This window comes from Lentzea miocenica (assembly GCF_033949945.1).
Lineage (GTDB): Bacteria > Actinomycetota > Actinomycetes > Mycobacteriales > Pseudonocardiaceae > Lentzea > Lentzea miocenica.
In genome coordinates, this window is the sequence record NZ_JAXAVW010000001.1 from 355,633 (window position 1) to 372,166 (window position 16,534).

Below are 16,534 nucleotides of genomic sequence, written 5' to 3' on the forward strand. Positions count from 1 at the left end.
TCCCGGCTACCGCTGGCAGGCCAGCCGGTAGGCCGCGGCGCCGATCAGCTCCAGTGACACCTGCAGCCGCTCCAGGCTGATGTTGTCGCGGATCGTGTCCTCCGGCGTGTGGTAGATCGGCTCCAGCAACGCCGGCCCGCCCTCGCCGCGCCAGCTGAAGTTCGCCGACGCCATGCCCTTCTCGTGGAACGGCACGTGGTCGCTCGACCCGCGCGCCACCGGACCGTGCACCCGCGGGTCGTACCCGAGGCGTTGAGCCGCCGCCCGCACCCCGGCGGTCGTCGCGTTGTCGGCGCCGTCGACGGACAGCAGCCAGTACGCGGTGGCCGGGTCGTGACTCGTGGCGACCATGTCGTTCTGGAACACGCCCTTGATCCGCGCGATCTCCTCCACTGGCAACTGCGAGACGTAGTGCCGCGACCCGAGCAGGCCCTGTTCCTCCGAGCCCCACAACGCGAACCGCAAAGCCTTGTGCGTAGGCAGGTACCGCAGCACGCGCGCCAGTTCCAGGCACAGCACGGTTCCGCTGCCGTCGTCGTTGGCGCCCGGCGACCCCGGCACGCTGTCGTAGTGCGCGGTGACCATCACGACCCCGTTGTCCCGCCACGGGAACGTCGCAGGACGTTCCGCGATCACGTTGTAGGACGTCAGGTTCGGGTGGTGCGTGGTGGTGATCGTCAGCTCGCCGGAGCCGGAAGCGCGCAGCTTCTCCGTGTGCACCTGGGCCAGTCCGATGACCGGCACGGTGACGTTGCGGTCGAGGGTCGGCGAGAACGCGCTGGACTTGTTCGCGGTGGCGGAGATCCGGCCGAGGATCACGGCCACCGCACCGCGTTCGATCGCCGCGTGCACGTGCGCCGAACCGGCAGGAGCGTTGACGTAGAACGCGATCTTGCCCGTGAGGTCCGGCAGTTGCCCGTCCACCACCTCGACGAACGGCGCCTTGACCGTCACGCCGAGTGATCCGAACCGGGACGCGCCCGCCTGCCCGAGGCCCGGGAGGTCGGCGAGGTACTTGTCCGGCACCGTGAACGGCTGCGTCGTCACCTGGTACCGCAACGCCTTGAGCTCGCGGACGAGGTAGTCGCGGGCCCGGTGCTCGGACGCGGTGCCCCCGATGCGCGGCCCGATCCTGTCGCTCAGCACCTTCAGGTGTTCCAGCGCGTGACGGGCCCGAACCCTTGCCACGACGGGGAAATCGCCGAGATCCAGGTTCGGCGGGTGGGACGCGCCCGGTCGTTGTTCGGTCGCCGCGAGCGCGCCCGCGGGGTTGGCCACGACGGCGGCCACCCCGGCCGCCGCCGCGAGGAAGTCACGTCTGCGCATCTCGTCCCCCATCTCACGATGTTCCAGCCAGCAGAACGTAGGCAGGACGGGAGGCGGCGGACAACCGACTAGTGGCTGGCTTTGGCCGCGGCGTGCTCGAGGACGAGGTCCTGGACCTGACGACGTGCGTCCGTTCGGGCCTTGTCCACGCACGCCATCAGATGCGTGGCGAGCACTTCCGGTTCGAGGTCGCGTACGGCCGGGCTGAGCGAGACGCCCGTCGTGACACCGTTCGAGTCCACGGTCACGGTGACGCCGCCACGCGACGCCTCGCCGCTGACCGCCGCGAGCAACCGGACCAGGTCGAGGTAACGGCGGCGCTCGCGCTCCTCAGCGGCCACCCCGCGCTCCTCCCACCACGAGAGCCTGCGGCGCAACAACGCTTGCGTGGTAGCGGGATCGGCCACGGGAACCGTCCACGAACCGGACGCGGTGTGCAGCACGACCGCGTTCGCCTCGGTGCTCACGCGCAGGATGCGCGCGAACGCGACGCCGACGTCGAGCCGGCCGCCGGACCGCGTGGTCCAGTCGACGCGGTCGGTGCCGATCACCACGCGCGAGTCGTGGCCCTCCAGCACGAGCGGGAACGCCGTCGAGCCGAGTTCCAGGATCGGGGCCGAGAGCAACGAGCGATGGGCCAGCCGGGCGAGCCACGACGCCGAGCCCGCGCCCAGCACCCCGGCCGCGCACAACGCCTTCACCGCGATGGCCGCGCCGGGACTGAGCCGCAACGCGATGCCCGAACCCGGCAGCACACCGAGCACCAGCTGCGCGCCGGTCATCAGGGTGGTCGCGGGCAGCCACGAGTGCGGGTCGCTCAACCCGTTGCGGCGCAACCAGCTCAGCAACGCCCACGCGCACGCCGCCGCGGCGACGGCCGGAATCGCCGACCACCACGGCATGACCCGCTGTCCGGCGGAGGTCATCCCGGCGAGCACGATGCAGACCAGCCCGATCGCGACGGGCAGCACACCGGCGGAGAGGATCAGCAACGTCCTGGTGCGGCGCCAGCGAGCGGCCAGCGCGTGCACGACCTGGGGATCGTTGATCAGGGGAATGGCGTGGGGAAGTAACGTCATTTGCGCGCCCCTCGTCGGCTCTCCGCCGTCACGCGATGTGACGTGCGGGCCGACCAGGCTTCCCGGCGCACCTGCGCGTAAATATGCCGTAAATGTCCAGATCAGGCAAGACTTGTCCACTGTGGACAGTGTGGCGCACGAGCCCGTGCGCCACACCGATCCCGTTGGGTCAGGCCGTCTTCGCGCGCCTGCCGAGCACCGCGTCGATCGCCAAGAAGACCACGAGACTGACGCCGAGCAGCGGCACGAACCACCCGACGACCAGCGCGCCGGCACCCAGCCCGACCAGCGCGGCCGGCGGGGCCTTGCGCCACTGGCCGCGCGGCGTGGGCCGGCCGAAGCCGCTGGTGGGCCTGCGCTTCCACCACATCCGGTAGCCGAGCACGACCAGCCAGACGAGCCCGCCGCCGAGGAACAACAGCAGCAGCTGGTTGGGCCAGCCGAACAGCACGCCCATGTGGCCGTCGATGCCCCACCTGGTCAGCTTCGCGCCGAGCGGGTAGTCGGCGAACTTCACCGAGCTGACCACGGCGCCGCCCTGGACGGCCACCGAGTCGACCTGCGTGGGCAGGCCGGGCTGGATCTCGGCCACCTTCCAGGCTCCGCCGGGGGACTTGGGCAGGCCGATCTCGACCTTCCGGGCGTCGATGCCCGAGGCGCGGGCCGCCGAGAGCACGGTGTCGACGTCGCTGTGGCCCGAGCCGGCCGACGTGTGCTCACCGTGCTCGCCGTGATCGCCACCGCCGGTGCCGCCGGGCATCTTCAACGCCGGCGTGGTCCAGCCGACGGCCTTGCGCAGCGACGCGACGTTCTCGCCGGCATACGCGGACCACGTGAGGCCCGTGGCGGACAGGAACAACGCACCGGCGAGCACCCAAACGCCGATCAGGCCGTGCGTGCGGATGCGCTTGCTGTTGCGAGCCCGCGTGATCCACAGAACGAGACCGCCGAGCGCGACGACCCACAGCCAGGAAGCGGCGAGTTCGCTGTAGAGGCGGCCGGGTTCGCCGAGCAACAGGTTGCGGTGCAACTGATCCAGCGTGGTGCGCAACGGCAGCACGCCGCTCGTCCCGTAGACGACGAGATCACCGGTGACCCGTCCGGTGCCGGGATCGACGAACACGGCCCGGCGTTCGGACTCACCCAGTCCCTCCTCGGAGAACAGCACGCGGGTGGTGTCGCCCGGTTCCGGAGCCGGGCGCACCGCGACCAGCGACCCCTGTGGCGAGGTCGCGACCGCGGCGTCGATCTGCTTCGAGAGCGGGAGTTGTTGCGCTGAAACGGGAACGCGGAGCTCGTCCGAGTAGACCCAGGACTCCAGCTGAGGGGTGAGGGCGTAGAGCACGCCGGTCAGCGCGGCGATGAGGACGAACGGGCCGACGAGCACGCCGGCGTAGAAGTGCAGGCGCAGGAAGAGTCCCCGCCACGCGAACGATGTGCGTGGCGGCGCGGCTGTGGTGGCTGTGTCGGTCATCCGGGCACTCCAAATGGGCGTGAACAGGGGCAGGACCGCCCGTCAGGCGGCCCTGTGAAGGGGATTCAGACCTGTTCAGCCGGAGGACCGCGCCACGACAGCACGTCCAGGAAGGTGATCGTGGCCGGTACGCGGCGAGGCGTCGCGACGACCAGGGGTGCCGTGGCGGGCGGGGGAGTGAGCCTGCGGGGCAGCACCGCCGCGATGGCGCGGGCCAGTGAGAGCACCGTGCGTTCGGCGACGGCGAGCACGGCGACGGTCAACACGGTCGCCACGACGTGCGAAGCGACCATGCGTGAGGGATCGGGTTCGTGCGAGTGCCGGGACACGGCGAGCGACACCATGAGGTGCATCGCCAGCTGTCCGCCGCCGACCAGCATCAGCAGCCGGCCGGGGGTGAGCTCGTGCCGGGCGAAACCGGCGCAGGCCCACGTCAGCAGAGCGACGAGGGAGAAGACCAGGCCGGCGTCCGGCAAGCGGCCGTCCGCCGACGAGTGCGCGAACACGGCGAGTGCCCCGGTGACGATGCCGACAGCCGCACAGCGCGCACGGCGCAGCGGGACTGGTGGCAGGGTCACGACCAGCAGCTTAGCTGGCGAATTGGTCGAAACCACCCTACGAATGTTTCGGTCTCACGGTTCAATGCGGCGGTGATTTCTTACCGGACAGACGTCAGCGACCTCACCGAGGACAAACTCGCCGGGTTCTTCGTGGGATGGCCCACACCGCCGTCGCCCGCACAGCATCTCGCCGTGCTGCGCGGAAGCTATCGCGTGGTGATCGCGCTGTCGGACGACGAGGTCGTCGGGTTCGTGAACATGATCAGTGACGGCGTGCTGACGGCGTTCGTCCCGTGGCTGGAGGTGCGGCCGGACTTCCAGGGCCAGGGCATCGGCACGGAGCTGATGCGGCGGATCCTGGCCGAGGCCGAGCACCTCTACTCGGTGGACCTGACGTGTGACGACGAGCTGCGGCCGTACTACGAACGTCTCGGCATGATCGCGTTCACCGGGATGGGCGTGCGCAACCGCGCCGCCATCAGATTCCCTCCAGGTCCAGCGTCTGCTGGTGCGGGCCGCCGGTGAACGAACTGGTGAGCAGGCCGGCCGACCGGCACCGCCCGCACGTCACCGGCGAGGTCGTCGCCTTGAAGCGGGTGAAGTCCCAGCTGCCCGTGCCGACGTGACAGCCGGGGCCGGGCACCTCCAGCCCGAGCCAGCCCTGCAACCGCACGGCGTGCACGACATCGGACCCCTCGAGGTAGCCGTTGAGCCGCCCCGCGAACCGGTTGCGCGCCTCTTCCGCGGGTGCGCTGAGTGCCTCCTGCAACAACGAGATGCCGTTCATGAACCCGATTCAACCTCACGTGGGCGCGTCGAGCCGGGCACCACGCCGCTCCAGCACGGTGAGGCTCCGCGCGCACCACCGCACGTTGTCCCGCTCGAACGACAAGCCGCGCAACAAAGTCAGGTACGGCCCGACGCGTTCTGCCTCGGCGAGGAACTCCTCCTCGGTGCGTTCGCCGAGCAGTTTGGCCTTGAGGCGTTCGTAGCGCGTGATCTTCGCCTCTGCCCACTGCTTGCGTTCTCGCAGCGACGCTTTCACCGCCTCCAGATCGCCGGAGTCCGCGGCCATCACCGCGACCAGCAGCTCGTCGCGGATCGCGGTGGGCTTGTGCGGCTCCGCCGTGAACGCCGCCAGCGCCTCCAGGCCCGCCGCGGTGAGGGAGAACAGCCGCTTGTTCGGCCGGCGCTCCTGCTCGACGGTCCTGGCCTCGATCAGCCCGTCGGTCTCCATCCGGTCCAGCTCGCGGTAGAGCTGCTGCGGCGTGCACATCCAGAAGTTCGCCACGGACGCGTCGAACGCCTTGGCCAGGTCGTAGCCGGACGCCGCCCCGTCGAGCAGGGCGGCCATCACGGCATTGCGCAGCGACATACCCGCAGGTTACGGTGCATCGACCTAGTCAACAAGTTGAGTATGCGAGGGCTGGCAGTGAACGCATTCCGCAAGGCAGTCGAAGCACGCGACACCGACGCGATGGCGGCCTGCCTCGCGGACAACGTGGTGTTCACCAGCCCGGTCGCCTTCGCGCCGTACCCCGGCAAGCCGCTGACCGCCGCGATCCTGCGCGGCGTGATGCGGGTGTTCGAGAACTTCCGCTACGAGCGCGAGATCATCGACGGCCGGAACCACGCCCTGGTGTTCCGCACCGAGGTGGGCGGCAAGGAGATCCAGGGCTGCGACTTCCTGCACCTCGACGAGAACGGGCTGATCGACGAGTTCACCGTGATGGTGCGCCCGTTGTCCGGCGCCCAGGCCCTGTCCGCGGCGATGGCGGCCCAGTTCGAGCAGATCAAGGCCGAAGCGCTAGGGCCTGCGTCGCCCTGAGCACCTCTCGCCAGCTCCAAGTGGCGTCTGCAAGTACTACCAACACTTGATCGAATCGCCGTCAACTACACCCAACCCGACGGGCTCCTCCGGCAGCCTGCCTAGAAGCGTTCGACTCCTAAAGCGGTCAGCGCCAGGTCGAGGTTGCTCAACCCCTGCAGGTTGCGCTTGGTCTGCGCGGCCAGCTCCACGATCGCCACGTTGCGCTGGTCGTCGGCCGACATCTTCTTGAGCGCCTCGTCATCGCGAAGCCCGTTCTCCCGCAGGAACACCATCACCGCGCCCACCCCGGCGAGTTCCGCGTCGCTGTAGGCCTGGTAGTCCTTCTGGTTGCTGAGCGAGGCCATCACCACGATCAGCGTGTTGCGCATGTCGTCGCGGGACATCGTGTTGAGCTGGTGCTGGGTGCGGAACCGCCCGGCCAGCAGCACACCGCGGCCGTAGAACGGGGTCGAGCCGGGCCGGCGGCCGCGGGTGGCGAGGTCGCTGCCGAGCGCGATCTGGGCCAGCTGCAGGTTCGTGAACCCCTGCAACGCCTGACCGGCGCCGGTTTGAGCGCCGAGTTCGACGATCGCCACGTTGCGCTGGTCGTCGGCGGTCATGCTCTTGAGCGCCGCGTCGTCGCGGAGTCCGTTGCGCCGCAGGAAGACCATGATCGCGCCCATGCCGGCCAGCGTGTCGTTGTCGTAGCGCTGGTAGTCGTTCTGCTTGCTCAGCGAAGCCATGCACACGATCAGGGTGTTGCGCATCTGGTCCTGCGTCATGGTGTTGAGCTGGTGCTGGGTGCGGAACCCGCCTGCCAGCAGCACGCCGCGGATCGGGAACGAGACCACCGACCCCGCGCGCACCTCCACGTCGACGAAGTCGTCGGTCACGGTGGTGAGCCGCAGGGCGAAGTCGCCCGCGGAACAGGCCCAGTCGCCGAGCGCGAGGCCCGCCGCGCCGTCGTAGCGGATCCGGCCGTCGGGGTTGACGGAGTGCACGACCAGACCTTCGTTCGTGATCGCCTGGTCGTAGGCCTCCGTGGCCGCGCGCCGCACCTCCACGCAGAACACCCGTCCGTCGTGCCGCTGCGACGGCACCGCGATCAGCACGGGCCTGCCCGAGCCCCGTGCCGTGTAGTCGGGCTTGTACAGCCGCACTTTCGCGGGCAGGCCGCGCACGTGCGCCACCGACGAGCTGTCGCGGAACCGCGCGTCCCGGTACAGGTGCGCGCCCGGCACCAGCGGTCCGACGATGAGGTTCGCCGGTATGCCCGCGTACGGCGATTCCTTGTTCAGGTCGCCGTCGGGCAACTCCGCGACCGACTTGCGGATCCAGCTCGCCCGCGCCGAGCCGTAGGCGCGGGCGCTCATCACGGAGTACGGCGAGGTGTACGACGCCCCGTTGAGGTCGAGTTCGTGGCCGAGGCCGAGGCCGTGCCCGAGTTCCTGGCACGCCGCGTCGAACGGCGTGATCGAGTCGACCACGGTCGCCCTGATCTGCTTCTGCTGGCCGTCGGGACCCGGAACCCACACCCAGCCGCCGCCCCACCAGCCGGTCGGGCGCGCGAGCCAGATCAGCAGGACGTCCGTGTGCGCCCAGTCGACCTGCGTGGCGGCCTTCACCACCGCGTCCTGCAGGTCGTCCCGGTCGTCGTTGGTCACCTGACCCGGGTCGGGGATGACGACCGGGTCGTACACCTGACTGCTCACGTCGAAGAGCCCGCGCGAGCACCGCCACCAGAAGTCGCCCAGGCTGTGGGCGATGCCCGGACGCATCCAGTTCTCGAACTGTTCGCGTGACCAGACACTGTCCGTGGCCGCGTACTTCACCGGAACGACCGCGATCATGATCGCCTCCTCTGTGCCGCCTCAGGTGGACACAGAGGAACTCGACCGTGGCGCGAGAACGTTACGCGGCGACTTCGTACACGCTCACGTGCCGCCTGCTGTCCGCCGTGAAGGGCTCACCGTTCCAGCCTCCCCAGCGGTCACGCAGCCGCAGCCCCGCGATCCGCGCCATGAGATCGAACTCGGCCGGGTACGTCAGCCGCTGCCGGATCGGGCCGAACCGGATGCCGTTCGCGGTGATCTCCACGTGGTTCTCGTCGAGCATCTGGGTCACCGGGTCGTACCGGTTGACGTCGAACCCGACGCGGTCGACCTCCAGCGTCTCCACGTCGATGAACTGGTCGCGCGGCCGCGCCGCCCAGCTCGGCAGCCCGGACTCGATCACGAACACGCCACTCGGTTCGAGGTGGCGTGCCGCGTTCTCGAAACAGCGGACCTGGTCGTCCTGGGTGAGGAGGTTGCAGATCGTGTTGTACACCAGGAACACCAGCTCGTACGTGCGGCCGGTGCCCACGCGGGACATGTCGCCCATCGTCACGTCGACGGCGTCGCCACCGGGTTTCTCCCGCATCTTCGCGACCATGTCGGGGGAGAGCTCGATGCCGTCCACCGCAACGCCTTCCGCGGCGAGCGGCAACGCGACGCGGCCGGTGCCGATCGCGAACTCCAGGGCGGTTTTGCCGAACCCGGCGAGGAATCTGACCGTGTCGGCCTCGTCGCCACGGGGCGAGTTGTCGTAGGTGGCAGCTGCTTCGGCACTGAAACTCGGGTTGAATCCCTGCACGAATCCCACGCTAGCCTCGGCGGCCACCGAATTTTCCGGCTAGGTTCCCGTCATGGACTTCGCTGGGGAAGATCTGCGGGATTCGCGGTTCGAGTTCGTCGACCTGAGCGGCACGACGTTCCGCGAGGTCAAGCTGGACCGGGTCGTGATGCGCGGCGTCGAGGTGCTCGATCTCGACATCGACGGGTACATCGGCAAGCTCGTGGTCAACGGGGTGGACGTCGGGCCGCTGGTCGAGGCCGAGCTCGACCGCCGGTACCCGGAGCGGCCCAAGATGCGGCCGACGGATCCGGCGGGCTACCGCGAGGCGTGGGAGATCATCGAACGGTTGTGGGCGGGCACGCTCGAGCGTGCCCGCGGCCTCGGCCCCGAGCTGTTGCACGAGTCGGTGGACGGTGAGTTCTCGTTCATCGAGACGTTGCGGCACCTGGTGATGGCGACGGACTCGTGGATCCGGCGAGCGCTCCTCGGTGAGCCGGCGCCCTGGCATCCGCTCGGCCTGGGGTGCGCCGGGATGGAGGACATCCCGAACATCCCGCGGGACCGCGCGGCCCGTCCGTCGCTCGACGAGATCCTCGCGATCAGGCGCGACCGGATGGACGGGATGCGCGACGTGCTGGCGAACCTGACCGACGAGCAGCTGAACTCGGACACCGTGCCGGTGCTGGAACCCGAAGGCTGGCCGCCGTCGAAGAGCTATCCCGTGGCCAGGTGCCTGCGCTGCGTCCTCAACGAGGAGTGGCAGCACCGGCTCTTCGCCGAGCGCGACCTCGACCTGCTCACGGCACGTCCCACGTGATCGGTAGGTGCTTCACGCCGAAGATCGTCGACGTGGTGCGGACGTGCACCTCTTCGGCGGGCACGGCGAGCCTCAGGCCCGGCAGGCGGCGCAGCAGTTCGCGGAAGGCAACGGACATCTCGATGCGTGCGAGTTCGTTGCCCAGGCACTGATGCACGCCGTGGCCCAGCGAGAGATGCCTGGTGCGCGGGCGGTCGATGCGGAACTCGTCGGGCGCCGGGCATTCCGCCGGGTCGCGGTTGGCGGCGATCACCGAGCACATCACGGTGTCGCCCTCTTCGATCGTGACGCCGCCGATTCGCACTTCCTCCAACGCGTACCGCACGATCCCGGTGTCGACAATGGACAGATAGCGCAGCATCTCCTCGACGGCGGTGTCCATCAGGCCGTCCGGATCTTCGCGCAGGGCAGCGAGTTGCCCGGGGTGGTCGAGCAACGCGAGCACGCCGAGGCCGAGCATGTTGGTCGTCGTCTCATGGCCGGCGATCAGCAACAGGTTCGCGAGGCCGACCATCTCGTCGTCGGACATGTCGCTGGTGTGGGCCAGTTCGGACAGCAGGTCGTCCTCACGATTGGCGCGCTTCACCTGCACCAGGCCCCACATGTAGCGGTGCATGCGGGTGCCGACCTCGATCAGCCCCTCCAGGTCGGTGGCCATGTCGAGCAACTCGATGGTGTCGTCCTGGAAGTGCCCGCGGTCGGCGACCGGCACGCCGAGCAGTTCGCAGATCACCAGTGACGGCACGGGCAGCGCGAAGTCGCGGATCAGGTCCGCCGGCGGGCCCGCGGCGATCATCGCGTCGATCTTGGCCGCGACGATCTGCTCGATCTGCTCGGTCAGCGCGCGCATCCGGCGCATGGTGAACTGCCGGGCGAGCAGCCTGCGGTACCGGGTGTGCTCCGGCGGGTCGGTCGTGATGAACGACCCGGAGCGGCTCTCGGCGGCCGCGAACTTGTCGCGCATCTCCGGATCGAGCTTGTCCCGCAAGCGTTTGACCTTGTACCGGTCGGCGCTCATCCGCGGGTCGGACAGCAGCGCGCGGGCGGCGTCCTGACTCGTGACGAGCCAGAGCGGTTCGTCGTTGTGCTCGATCTTGTGGATCGGGCCGGCCGCGCTGAGTGCGGCGAGACGCGGCGCGGGGTCGAAGGTGCTCGCGCGGTCCATGAGGTCGGCCGGTAAGACGGGTCTCATCGCGTCGAGGGCGGCGTCGGGCGGCGGGGCTGTTGTCATGGGCGAGTTCTAGACCGCGGCAAACTGGGGAAAGAACTGAACCGGCGCGCGTTCCGGAACCTTTGCACTTTTGGGCGGCCGGCCATCGGAATTTCAAATGGGTTCCGCCAGCTTCCGCAGCAGCGCCAGGTCGTGCAGATCCCGTTCGCGCGCCTCGTACCCCTGGTGGAAGTGGATCTGCTGTTCCACGGACAGGCACGGCACGGTGACGCCGAGGATCGTGCCGGTGACGAAGGCACTGGCGGGGTAGCGGAACGGTTCGCCGGGCGTCAGCGAGGACTGCTCAGCGCTGCCGTCCGGAGCGAACCGCAGCGGGTGCAGGTCGATCTCACGGCCGGCGGGATCGGTGAGCACGAACCGCACCGGCCGCCACGACAGGGTTTCGGCGAACCCGAGTTTGCCGAGTGCTGCGAGCACTTCCGGTTCCTGGTCCTCGCGGTGCATCAGATCGAGGTCTTCGTGCGGGCGGGTCTGTTCGCCCACCAATGCGTCGATGCCCCAGCCACCGCCGACCCAGATGTCGTTGCCGTCCAACGCCGCCAAGATGTCGAGCACGTCCTTCGCGATCACCCGCGAAGGAAATCATCGGAATCTGAAGCGGTCCACCACTTTTGCCCGTGGCGCGGCCGGTGGCCCGCCGGTGGTGTCACCGGCGGGCCACCACCCGTCACGACGTCGGCACGGAGTACGTGCGCTTGACGTCACCGGACACGATGCCGTCCGGCGTCCGGCTCGACACCGTCAGCTCGAACGACCCGCCGGGCGTGTAGGTGAACCGCGCCTTGCCGTCCTCGCCGACCGGGACGACCGTCGGCGCACCGAACGAGATGGACCACAGCACCTCGTGCGAACCGGGCAGTGCCGGTGTCACCACGAACTCGACCGGCTGGTTCGGACGTGCCGTCACCGGTCCGCCGTCCGGGAACTGCGGGCTGGTCACGGTGGGCGGCAACGGCTTCACCTGGAACATGTACGACTGCTCGTCGGTCTCGAAGCCGCTCTCGGTCACGCCGCGCACGTAGAGGTAGTGGTAGCCCGGCTTCTTGGGTGCCCACTGGATCTGCGTGCCCGTGGTGGCCTGCCACGGATCGCCGTTGAACCGGTACTCGTACGACACGACTGGGATCCGCGGCGACGAGAACGTGAACGTGCCCGCCTGGCCGGGAGCGCCCTGCGGCTCGTACTTGTAGTCGTTGCTCGTCACCGTGGGCGCGGGTGCCTCGGCGACGACCGTGCCGTCACCCCAGCCGGACCGGACGCCGGCCGCGTTGACGCTCGCCACCAGCACGTCGTGGTAGCCCTTGGTCGTCGGCGTGTACTCGAACGTCAGCGAACCGTCCGCGGCCGCGGGCAGCACCTTCTCGGGATCGTCGCCGATCTTGTACACATAGGACACGACACCGTCCCTGCTGGGCGACACGGTGATCGTGCGCTTCTGGCCGACGATCCCGTCCCACGGGTCGACGTCGACCCACGGCCGCAGCTGATCGACGTAGAAGTTCGTGTCGTGCACACCGGACTTGGTTCCGGCGTCGTCGACCGTCCACACCTTCAGGGCGTGGTACTCGCTGCCCGGCACGGTGAACAGGAACGTGTGGCGCCCCTTGCGGTCGTCGCCGACGGGCACCGACTGCTCCTGGCCGCCGTCGAGCTGGTAGACGAACCGCGTGGCACCGTCCTGGTTGGCGTTGAACACGACTTCGCCCGGCGTGCCGAGCTCGAACTGCGGGAGTTGCACCCACGGCCCGGTCGTGCGCACCCAGTACCGGTAGGTCCTGGTCTCCGACCGCAACCCGGCTCGGTCGAGGGAGCGGGCCTGGATCGAGACGGGGCCGTCGGTGGTCGGCGTGATGGTGATCGTCGCCTTGCCGCCGGGGGCGTCCGCGGCGACCCGGCCGGACGGGATGCCGAGACCGTCGTACTCGAACGCGACGACGTCCGTCACGCCGTTCGCGCTGAAGGTGAAGTCACCCGGCATGCCCTCGCCGCCGTCACCGGGCGGACCGCCGTTCTCCCGGAAGGTGGCCGAGGAGATCATCGGCGGCGTGGCAGGGGCGGTGATGTCGGCGGTGAACCGGCACGGCGCGGACCACTCGGAGTTCGTGAACCCGTCCTCGGTGCGCACGGCGAACGCGTAGGTGCCACCGTCCTGGACCAGGCCCGCGGGGAACAAGGTGTCGATCGACCCGGGAGCCCAGGGGGCCACGACCTCGATCCGCTGCTCCGGCGCGTGCACCGGCCAGAACGCCACCCGCCCGCTGACACCGCCGTTGTCGGGGTCGGCGTCGTGCAGGGTCGCCTTGACACGTGGCGTGAGGCTGGGGATGACCGGCGTGGTGGTGCCGTTGCAGGTGTGGATGTCGATCTTCAGATCGGTCGGTGTGCCCGGCGGCGTGTTGAACGTCGCGTTGAGCCGCCCGGTCGGGTCGTAGGTGCGGCCGTACTCGACCTCGCCCTGGAACTGCTCGGCGATCCGGAGCGCGAACGTGATCGTCGTCTGGCCCTTCTCCAGGGCCTGCTTGACGGGCTCGACGACGTTCCAGGTGACCGCCTGCGACACGCAGTCCTGGTCGGGGACCGGGTTCGGCGCGACGTTCGCGATCTCCGCGGGCTGGTCAGCCCAGGTGATCTTGTTCTGCGGCCGCACGACCCACATCTGCGTGGAGCGCGGCTTCGTGCAGTCGTTCGCGGCCTTCTCCGGCGTGCGCAGGTTCGCCGTGAACAGCTGGGTGCCCTTGAACCGCGTGATGTCGAAGGTGAGGTACGACTTGCCGATGTGGTGCTTGTCGTCCCGCCAGGCCCCGACTCTCTGGTCGCCTGTCGTGATCTCCTCGTGCGGCCGCTTGGAGTCGGTGGTGGACCACTTGACCGGGAGGGGCATGGCCCAGTTCGGTTGCTGGGCGGCGTTCGCGGTACCCGGTGCCACCACGACGAGCCCTGTCACCAGCGCGGCGACGAGTGCCCCGGCGCCATGCCGGGGTCTGCCAGACGTTCTCACTGATCCCCCTAGAGACGAACTTCCGGCGGATCGTGTCATCCCGGATCGCGGTTTGTCACCGGGATCAGAAGAAGATCTCCGCTGTGGAGCGCACGGTCACGGTGCCGCCGGGATGGATCATCGCGCTGAGCAACCGGTTGTGCCGCGCGATGATCTGTTCGGCGGTGAGTCCGGCCTCCTGGTCACCGTTCGCCGCGGTCGAGTGGCCGTCCTCGACCAGCACCACGTCGAACCCGTGGCTCACGGCGGACCGCGCGGTCGCGTCCACGCAGTAGTCGGTGCCCACTCCGGTCAGCACGACGGTGTCGAAGCCGTCGAGGACCTCCGCGAGGGCGCTGCGGTAGAAGCCGTCGACCGCGCTCTTCTGGACGACGATGTCGCTCGGGTGCAGGCGAAGGCGTTCGCAGAGCCGCGTGCCGGGCGCCTCGGGCGCGAACATGGCGCCGCCGATCTGTTGCAACGCGACCACCGGCACTCCGCGTTCGCGTGCCCTGTCCGCGAGCCCGGCGATCCGGTCCGCCAGCTCCTCGCCCCGCCACATGTGGGGGATCAGCACTTCCTGCATGTCGACGATCACCAGCGCCGCCCTCATCCGGCCACGGTATCTCGATTGGCGGCGCGCCGATGCCCGGCTGGGGCAGGATGGTGACGGCACAACATCAACATGGGGGTTCCGTGAAAAGAACTATTGTTGTCCTCACCGCTGTTCTGGCCGCTCTGGCGATCGCTCCCACGGCCAATGCCGCGCATTCCACGTCTGTCGTGGTGCTCGGCGACTCCTACGCGTCCGGCACGGGGGCCGGCGACTATCAGGACGGAACGGCCGGCAACTGCTGGCGCAGCAACAACTCCTACGGCGAACAGGTCGCCGCACGGCTGCGCGCCGCGGGCAGGCTCGGCTCGTTCACGAACGTGAGCTGCAGCGGTGCCGCCACCGCCGACTTCTCCCGCCCGTTCAAGGACCGCCCGGCCCAGCTCGACGCCCTGAAGCGCGACACCGGCCTCGTGCTGCTCACCGTCGGCACCAACGACATCGACTACTCGACCTACGGCGGCACGTGCGTCCAGGCCGACTGCACCGGTGCTCCCACGGACGCGATTCTGGCCAGGCTGCCCCAGATGGGCAGCAACGTCACCGCCCTGCTCACCGAGATCGGCAAGCGCAGCCCGTACGCCCGCATCGTGCTCGTGGGCTACGGCCGCCAGGTGTCCACTTCGGACAACCCTCCCGGCGCCACTCTCGACCCGATCTGCGGCGACGGCATCCTCACCACCGCGGAACGCCGTGAGGGCAACGAGGTCGCCGACGGCCTCGACGCGACGCTGCGCTCGGCGGTGACCGCGGCCCGGCGTGCGGGCGTGTTCGTGACCTTCTCCAGTCCGTTCTCCCGCCCCGACACCTTCAACGGCCACGCGCTGTGCGAGTCGGGCACGCCGTTCCTGCGCGGCTTCGACGCGCTGGCGCCCGGACAGGAGGGCCCGGAGGCTGTGTTCCACCCGAACCAGCAGGGTCAGGCGGCGCTGGCCACGCTCGTCCGGACTTACTGAGCTGAACTTGCCGGGCTGAACTCGCCGGGCTGAACGGCGGAACGCTCCGCGGTGGCTTGAGGCAGAGCGTTCCGCCTTCTGGTTCGGCGGTCTGGTGTCAGCGGAAGCGACCGTCCTGGCGATGGACACCGCCGGAACGGGCGAGGATCGTGCAGCACGTGGAGCAGGTCGTCGAGATGACGGACTTGGACGAGGCGCACGAGGTGCTGAGCTCGGCGTACACGCGGTTGCGGTTCAACAGCGGTGATCGGCGTCCGTCGCTGCGACTGGAATCGCGCATGCTCGGGCCGGTCCGGTTCGACCGGCTCAGTGGTCACATCGGGTTCGAGGCTCTGGGCGACCCGCTCGATGCCTACGTCTTCGGGCATCTGACGTCCGGCCGCCTCTGGTACCCCTCGGACGGCGAGGACCGATTCGTGGCGTCCGACGACGTCTTCCTCGCGATGCCTCCCGGCCGGCCGTTCGCGGTGGGCGCCGAGGACCCGCAGGCGGCAATGGTGGTGTTCGGCCAGGACGTCGTGGACGAGGTCGCGGATGACGTTCGCTTCGATGGCTGCCGTCCTCTCTCGCCTGCCGCTGCGGCCGCGTGGCGGTCGACGTGCCTACATCTGCAGAACGAAGTACTGCCGGTGTTCGAGAACAATCCGCTTGTCGTGGCGAACGCGATACGGCTGTTGGTGGCCACCACACTCGCAACGTTCCCCAACAGCACGCTGATGGACTGGACGGCCGCAGACCGTCGTGATGCGCACCCTCGGACCGTGCGGCGCGCTGTCACGTTCATCGAGGACAACGCCGCGAAGGACATCACCGTCGCCGACATCGCGCGTGCCGCACGCGTGTCCATTCGCGCGATACAACTCGCGTTCCGCCGTCACCTCGACATGACGCCGATGGCCTACCTCCGCCGCGTGCGCCTCTCGTGTGCTGACGCCGACCTGCGTGCCGCGAACGGGACTGTCACGATGATCGCCGCCAGATGGGGTTACGCCCGTCCGGGTGTCTTCGCCGCTCACTACCGCGCCGCCTACGGGGTTTCGCCGTCGCAGACCCTGCGGTCACGCTGACGCGCTTC

Annotated in this window: 17 protein-coding genes; 5 read left to right on the plus strand and 12 right to left on the minus strand. The window is 69.2% G+C overall.

Going from position 1 to position 16,534, the window contains the following annotated elements; all coding sequences use genetic code 11:
* Nucleotides 1–6: 6 nt before the first annotated feature.
* The 4 genes from SK803_RS01665 to SK803_RS01680 form a co-directional block, all read right to left on the minus strand.
* Complete coding sequence (locus SK803_RS01665; protein ID WP_319963894.1) at nucleotides 7–1,338, minus strand: M28 family peptidase; 1,332 nt, start codon at nucleotides 1,336–1,338, stop codon at nucleotides 7–9.
* A gap of 56 nt (nucleotides 1,339–1,394) precedes the next feature.
* Nucleotides 1,395–2,405 (minus strand): YbaB/EbfC family nucleoid-associated protein, encoded by a 1,011-nt coding sequence (locus SK803_RS01670; RefSeq protein WP_319963895.1) that lies wholly within the window; start codon nucleotides 2,403–2,405, stop codon nucleotides 1,395–1,397.
* A gap of 169 nt (nucleotides 2,406–2,574) precedes the next feature.
* Complete coding sequence (locus tag SK803_RS01675; RefSeq protein WP_319963896.1) at nucleotides 2,575–3,879, minus strand: PepSY-associated TM helix domain-containing protein; 1,305 nt, start codon at nucleotides 3,877–3,879, stop codon at nucleotides 2,575–2,577.
* A 65-nt stretch (nucleotides 3,880–3,944) separates the two neighbouring features.
* A complete protein-coding gene (locus SK803_RS01680) occupies nucleotides 3,945–4,457 on the minus strand; it encodes a hypothetical protein (protein ID WP_319963897.1) in 513 nt (170 codons plus the stop codon).
* A gap of 72 nt (nucleotides 4,458–4,529) precedes the next feature.
* Between SK803_RS01680 and SK803_RS01685 the strand changes: the two genes are divergently transcribed.
* On the plus strand, nucleotides 4,530–4,964 hold the full coding sequence (locus SK803_RS01685; RefSeq protein ID WP_319963898.1) for a GNAT family N-acetyltransferase: 435 nt from the start codon (nucleotides 4,530–4,532) through the stop codon (nucleotides 4,962–4,964).
* Here the strand turns inward: SK803_RS01685 and SK803_RS01690 are convergent.
* Both SK803_RS01690 and SK803_RS01695 read right to left on the minus strand, forming a co-directional pair.
* Nucleotides 4,918–5,226: a hypothetical protein gene (locus SK803_RS01690; protein ID WP_319963899.1), complete on the minus strand. Its 309-nt coding sequence runs from the start codon at nucleotides 5,224–5,226 to the stop codon at nucleotides 4,918–4,920. The genes SK803_RS01685 and SK803_RS01690 overlap by 47 nt on opposite strands.
* Nucleotides 5,227–5,241: 15 nt before the next feature.
* Nucleotides 5,242–5,814, minus strand: coding sequence for a PadR family transcriptional regulator (locus tag SK803_RS01695; RefSeq protein ID WP_319963900.1), 573 nt, complete (start codon nucleotides 5,812–5,814; stop codon nucleotides 5,242–5,244).
* 57 nt (nucleotides 5,815–5,871) lie between these two features.
* Here SK803_RS01695 and SK803_RS01700 point away from each other — a divergent pair, with 57 nt between their 5' ends.
* Nucleotides 5,872–6,267, plus strand: coding sequence for a nuclear transport factor 2 family protein (locus tag SK803_RS01700; RefSeq protein WP_319963901.1), 396 nt, complete (start codon nucleotides 5,872–5,874; stop codon nucleotides 6,265–6,267).
* Between the two features lie 101 nt (nucleotides 6,268–6,368).
* On the opposite strand, the gene SK803_RS01705 is transcribed toward SK803_RS01700, so the two are convergent.
* Both SK803_RS01705 and SK803_RS01710 read right to left on the minus strand, forming a co-directional pair.
* Entirely contained in the window at nucleotides 6,369–8,099 is a 1,731-nt protein-coding gene (locus SK803_RS01705) for a metallopeptidase domain-containing protein (RefSeq protein WP_319963902.1), read from the minus strand.
* A gap of 61 nt (nucleotides 8,100–8,160) precedes the next feature.
* Nucleotides 8,161–8,883 (minus strand): class I SAM-dependent DNA methyltransferase, encoded by a 723-nt coding sequence (locus SK803_RS01710; protein ID WP_319963903.1) that lies wholly within the window; start codon nucleotides 8,881–8,883, stop codon nucleotides 8,161–8,163.
* A gap of 52 nt (nucleotides 8,884–8,935) precedes the next feature.
* Here SK803_RS01710 and SK803_RS01715 point away from each other — a divergent pair, with 52 nt between their 5' ends.
* Nucleotides 8,936–9,682, plus strand: a complete 747-nt coding sequence (locus SK803_RS01715; RefSeq protein WP_319963904.1) for a DinB family protein — start codon at nucleotides 8,936–8,938, stop codon at nucleotides 9,680–9,682.
* Here SK803_RS01715 and SK803_RS01720 read toward each other — a convergent pair.
* From SK803_RS01720 to SK803_RS01735, 4 genes are all read right to left on the minus strand, one after another.
* Entirely contained in the window at nucleotides 9,663–10,913 is a 1,251-nt protein-coding gene (locus SK803_RS01720) for a cytochrome P450 (RefSeq protein ID WP_319963905.1), read from the minus strand. The genes SK803_RS01715 and SK803_RS01720 overlap by 20 nt on opposite strands.
* 93 nt (nucleotides 10,914–11,006) lie before the next feature.
* A complete protein-coding gene (locus SK803_RS01725) occupies nucleotides 11,007–11,483 on the minus strand; it encodes a nucleotidyltransferase domain-containing protein (RefSeq protein ID WP_319963906.1) in 477 nt (158 codons plus the stop codon).
* 97 nt (nucleotides 11,484–11,580) lie between these two features.
* On the minus strand, nucleotides 11,581–13,911 hold the full coding sequence (locus SK803_RS01730; RefSeq protein ID WP_319963907.1) for a hypothetical protein: 2,331 nt from the start codon (nucleotides 13,909–13,911) through the stop codon (nucleotides 11,581–11,583).
* A 64-nt stretch (nucleotides 13,912–13,975) separates the two neighbouring features.
* Entirely contained in the window at nucleotides 13,976–14,503 is a 528-nt protein-coding gene (locus SK803_RS01735) for an isochorismatase family protein (RefSeq protein WP_319963908.1), read from the minus strand.
* An 83-nt stretch (nucleotides 14,504–14,586) separates the two neighbouring features.
* Between SK803_RS01735 and SK803_RS01740 the strand changes: the two genes are divergently transcribed.
* Nucleotides 14,587–15,459 (plus strand): SGNH/GDSL hydrolase family protein, encoded by an 873-nt coding sequence (locus tag SK803_RS01740; protein WP_319963909.1) that lies wholly within the window; start codon nucleotides 14,587–14,589, stop codon nucleotides 15,457–15,459.
* Nucleotides 15,460–15,617: 158 nt separating this feature from the next.
* On the plus strand, nucleotides 15,618–16,526 hold the full coding sequence (locus tag SK803_RS01745; RefSeq protein WP_319963910.1) for a helix-turn-helix transcriptional regulator: 909 nt from the start codon (nucleotides 15,618–15,620) through the stop codon (nucleotides 16,524–16,526).
* Nucleotides 16,527–16,534 lie beyond the last annotated feature (8 nt).

Excerpts from the sequence above, each read along its gene's own strand:
- SK803_RS01665 (WP_319963894.1), bottom strand. The coding sequence starts at position 1,338 with ATGGGGGACGAGATGCGCAGACGTGACTTCCTCGCGGCGGCGGCCGGG.
- SK803_RS01670 (WP_319963895.1), bottom strand. The coding sequence starts at position 2,405 with ATGACGTTACTTCCCCACGCCATTCCCCTGATCAACGATCCCCAGGTC.
- SK803_RS01675 (WP_319963896.1), bottom strand. The coding sequence starts at position 3,879 with ATGACCGACACAGCCACCACAGCCGCGCCGCCACGCACATCGTTCGCG.
- SK803_RS01690 (WP_319963899.1), bottom strand. The coding sequence starts at position 5,226 with ATGAACGGCATCTCGTTGTTGCAGGAGGCACTCAGCGCACCCGCGGAA.
- SK803_RS01695 (WP_319963900.1), bottom strand. The coding sequence starts at position 5,814 with ATGTCGCTGCGCAATGCCGTGATGGCCGCCCTGCTCGACGGGGCGGCG.
- SK803_RS01705 (WP_319963902.1), bottom strand. The coding sequence starts at position 8,099 with ATGATCGCGGTCGTTCCGGTGAAGTACGCGGCCACGGACAGTGTCTGG.
- SK803_RS01715 (WP_319963904.1), top strand. The coding sequence starts at position 8,936 with ATGGACTTCGCTGGGGAAGATCTGCGGGATTCGCGGTTCGAGTTCGTC.
- SK803_RS01720 (WP_319963905.1), bottom strand. The coding sequence starts at position 10,913 with ATGACAACAGCCCCGCCGCCCGACGCCGCCCTCGACGCGATGAGACCC.
- SK803_RS01735 (WP_319963908.1), bottom strand. The coding sequence starts at position 14,503 with ATGAGGGCGGCGCTGGTGATCGTCGACATGCAGGAAGTGCTGATCCCC.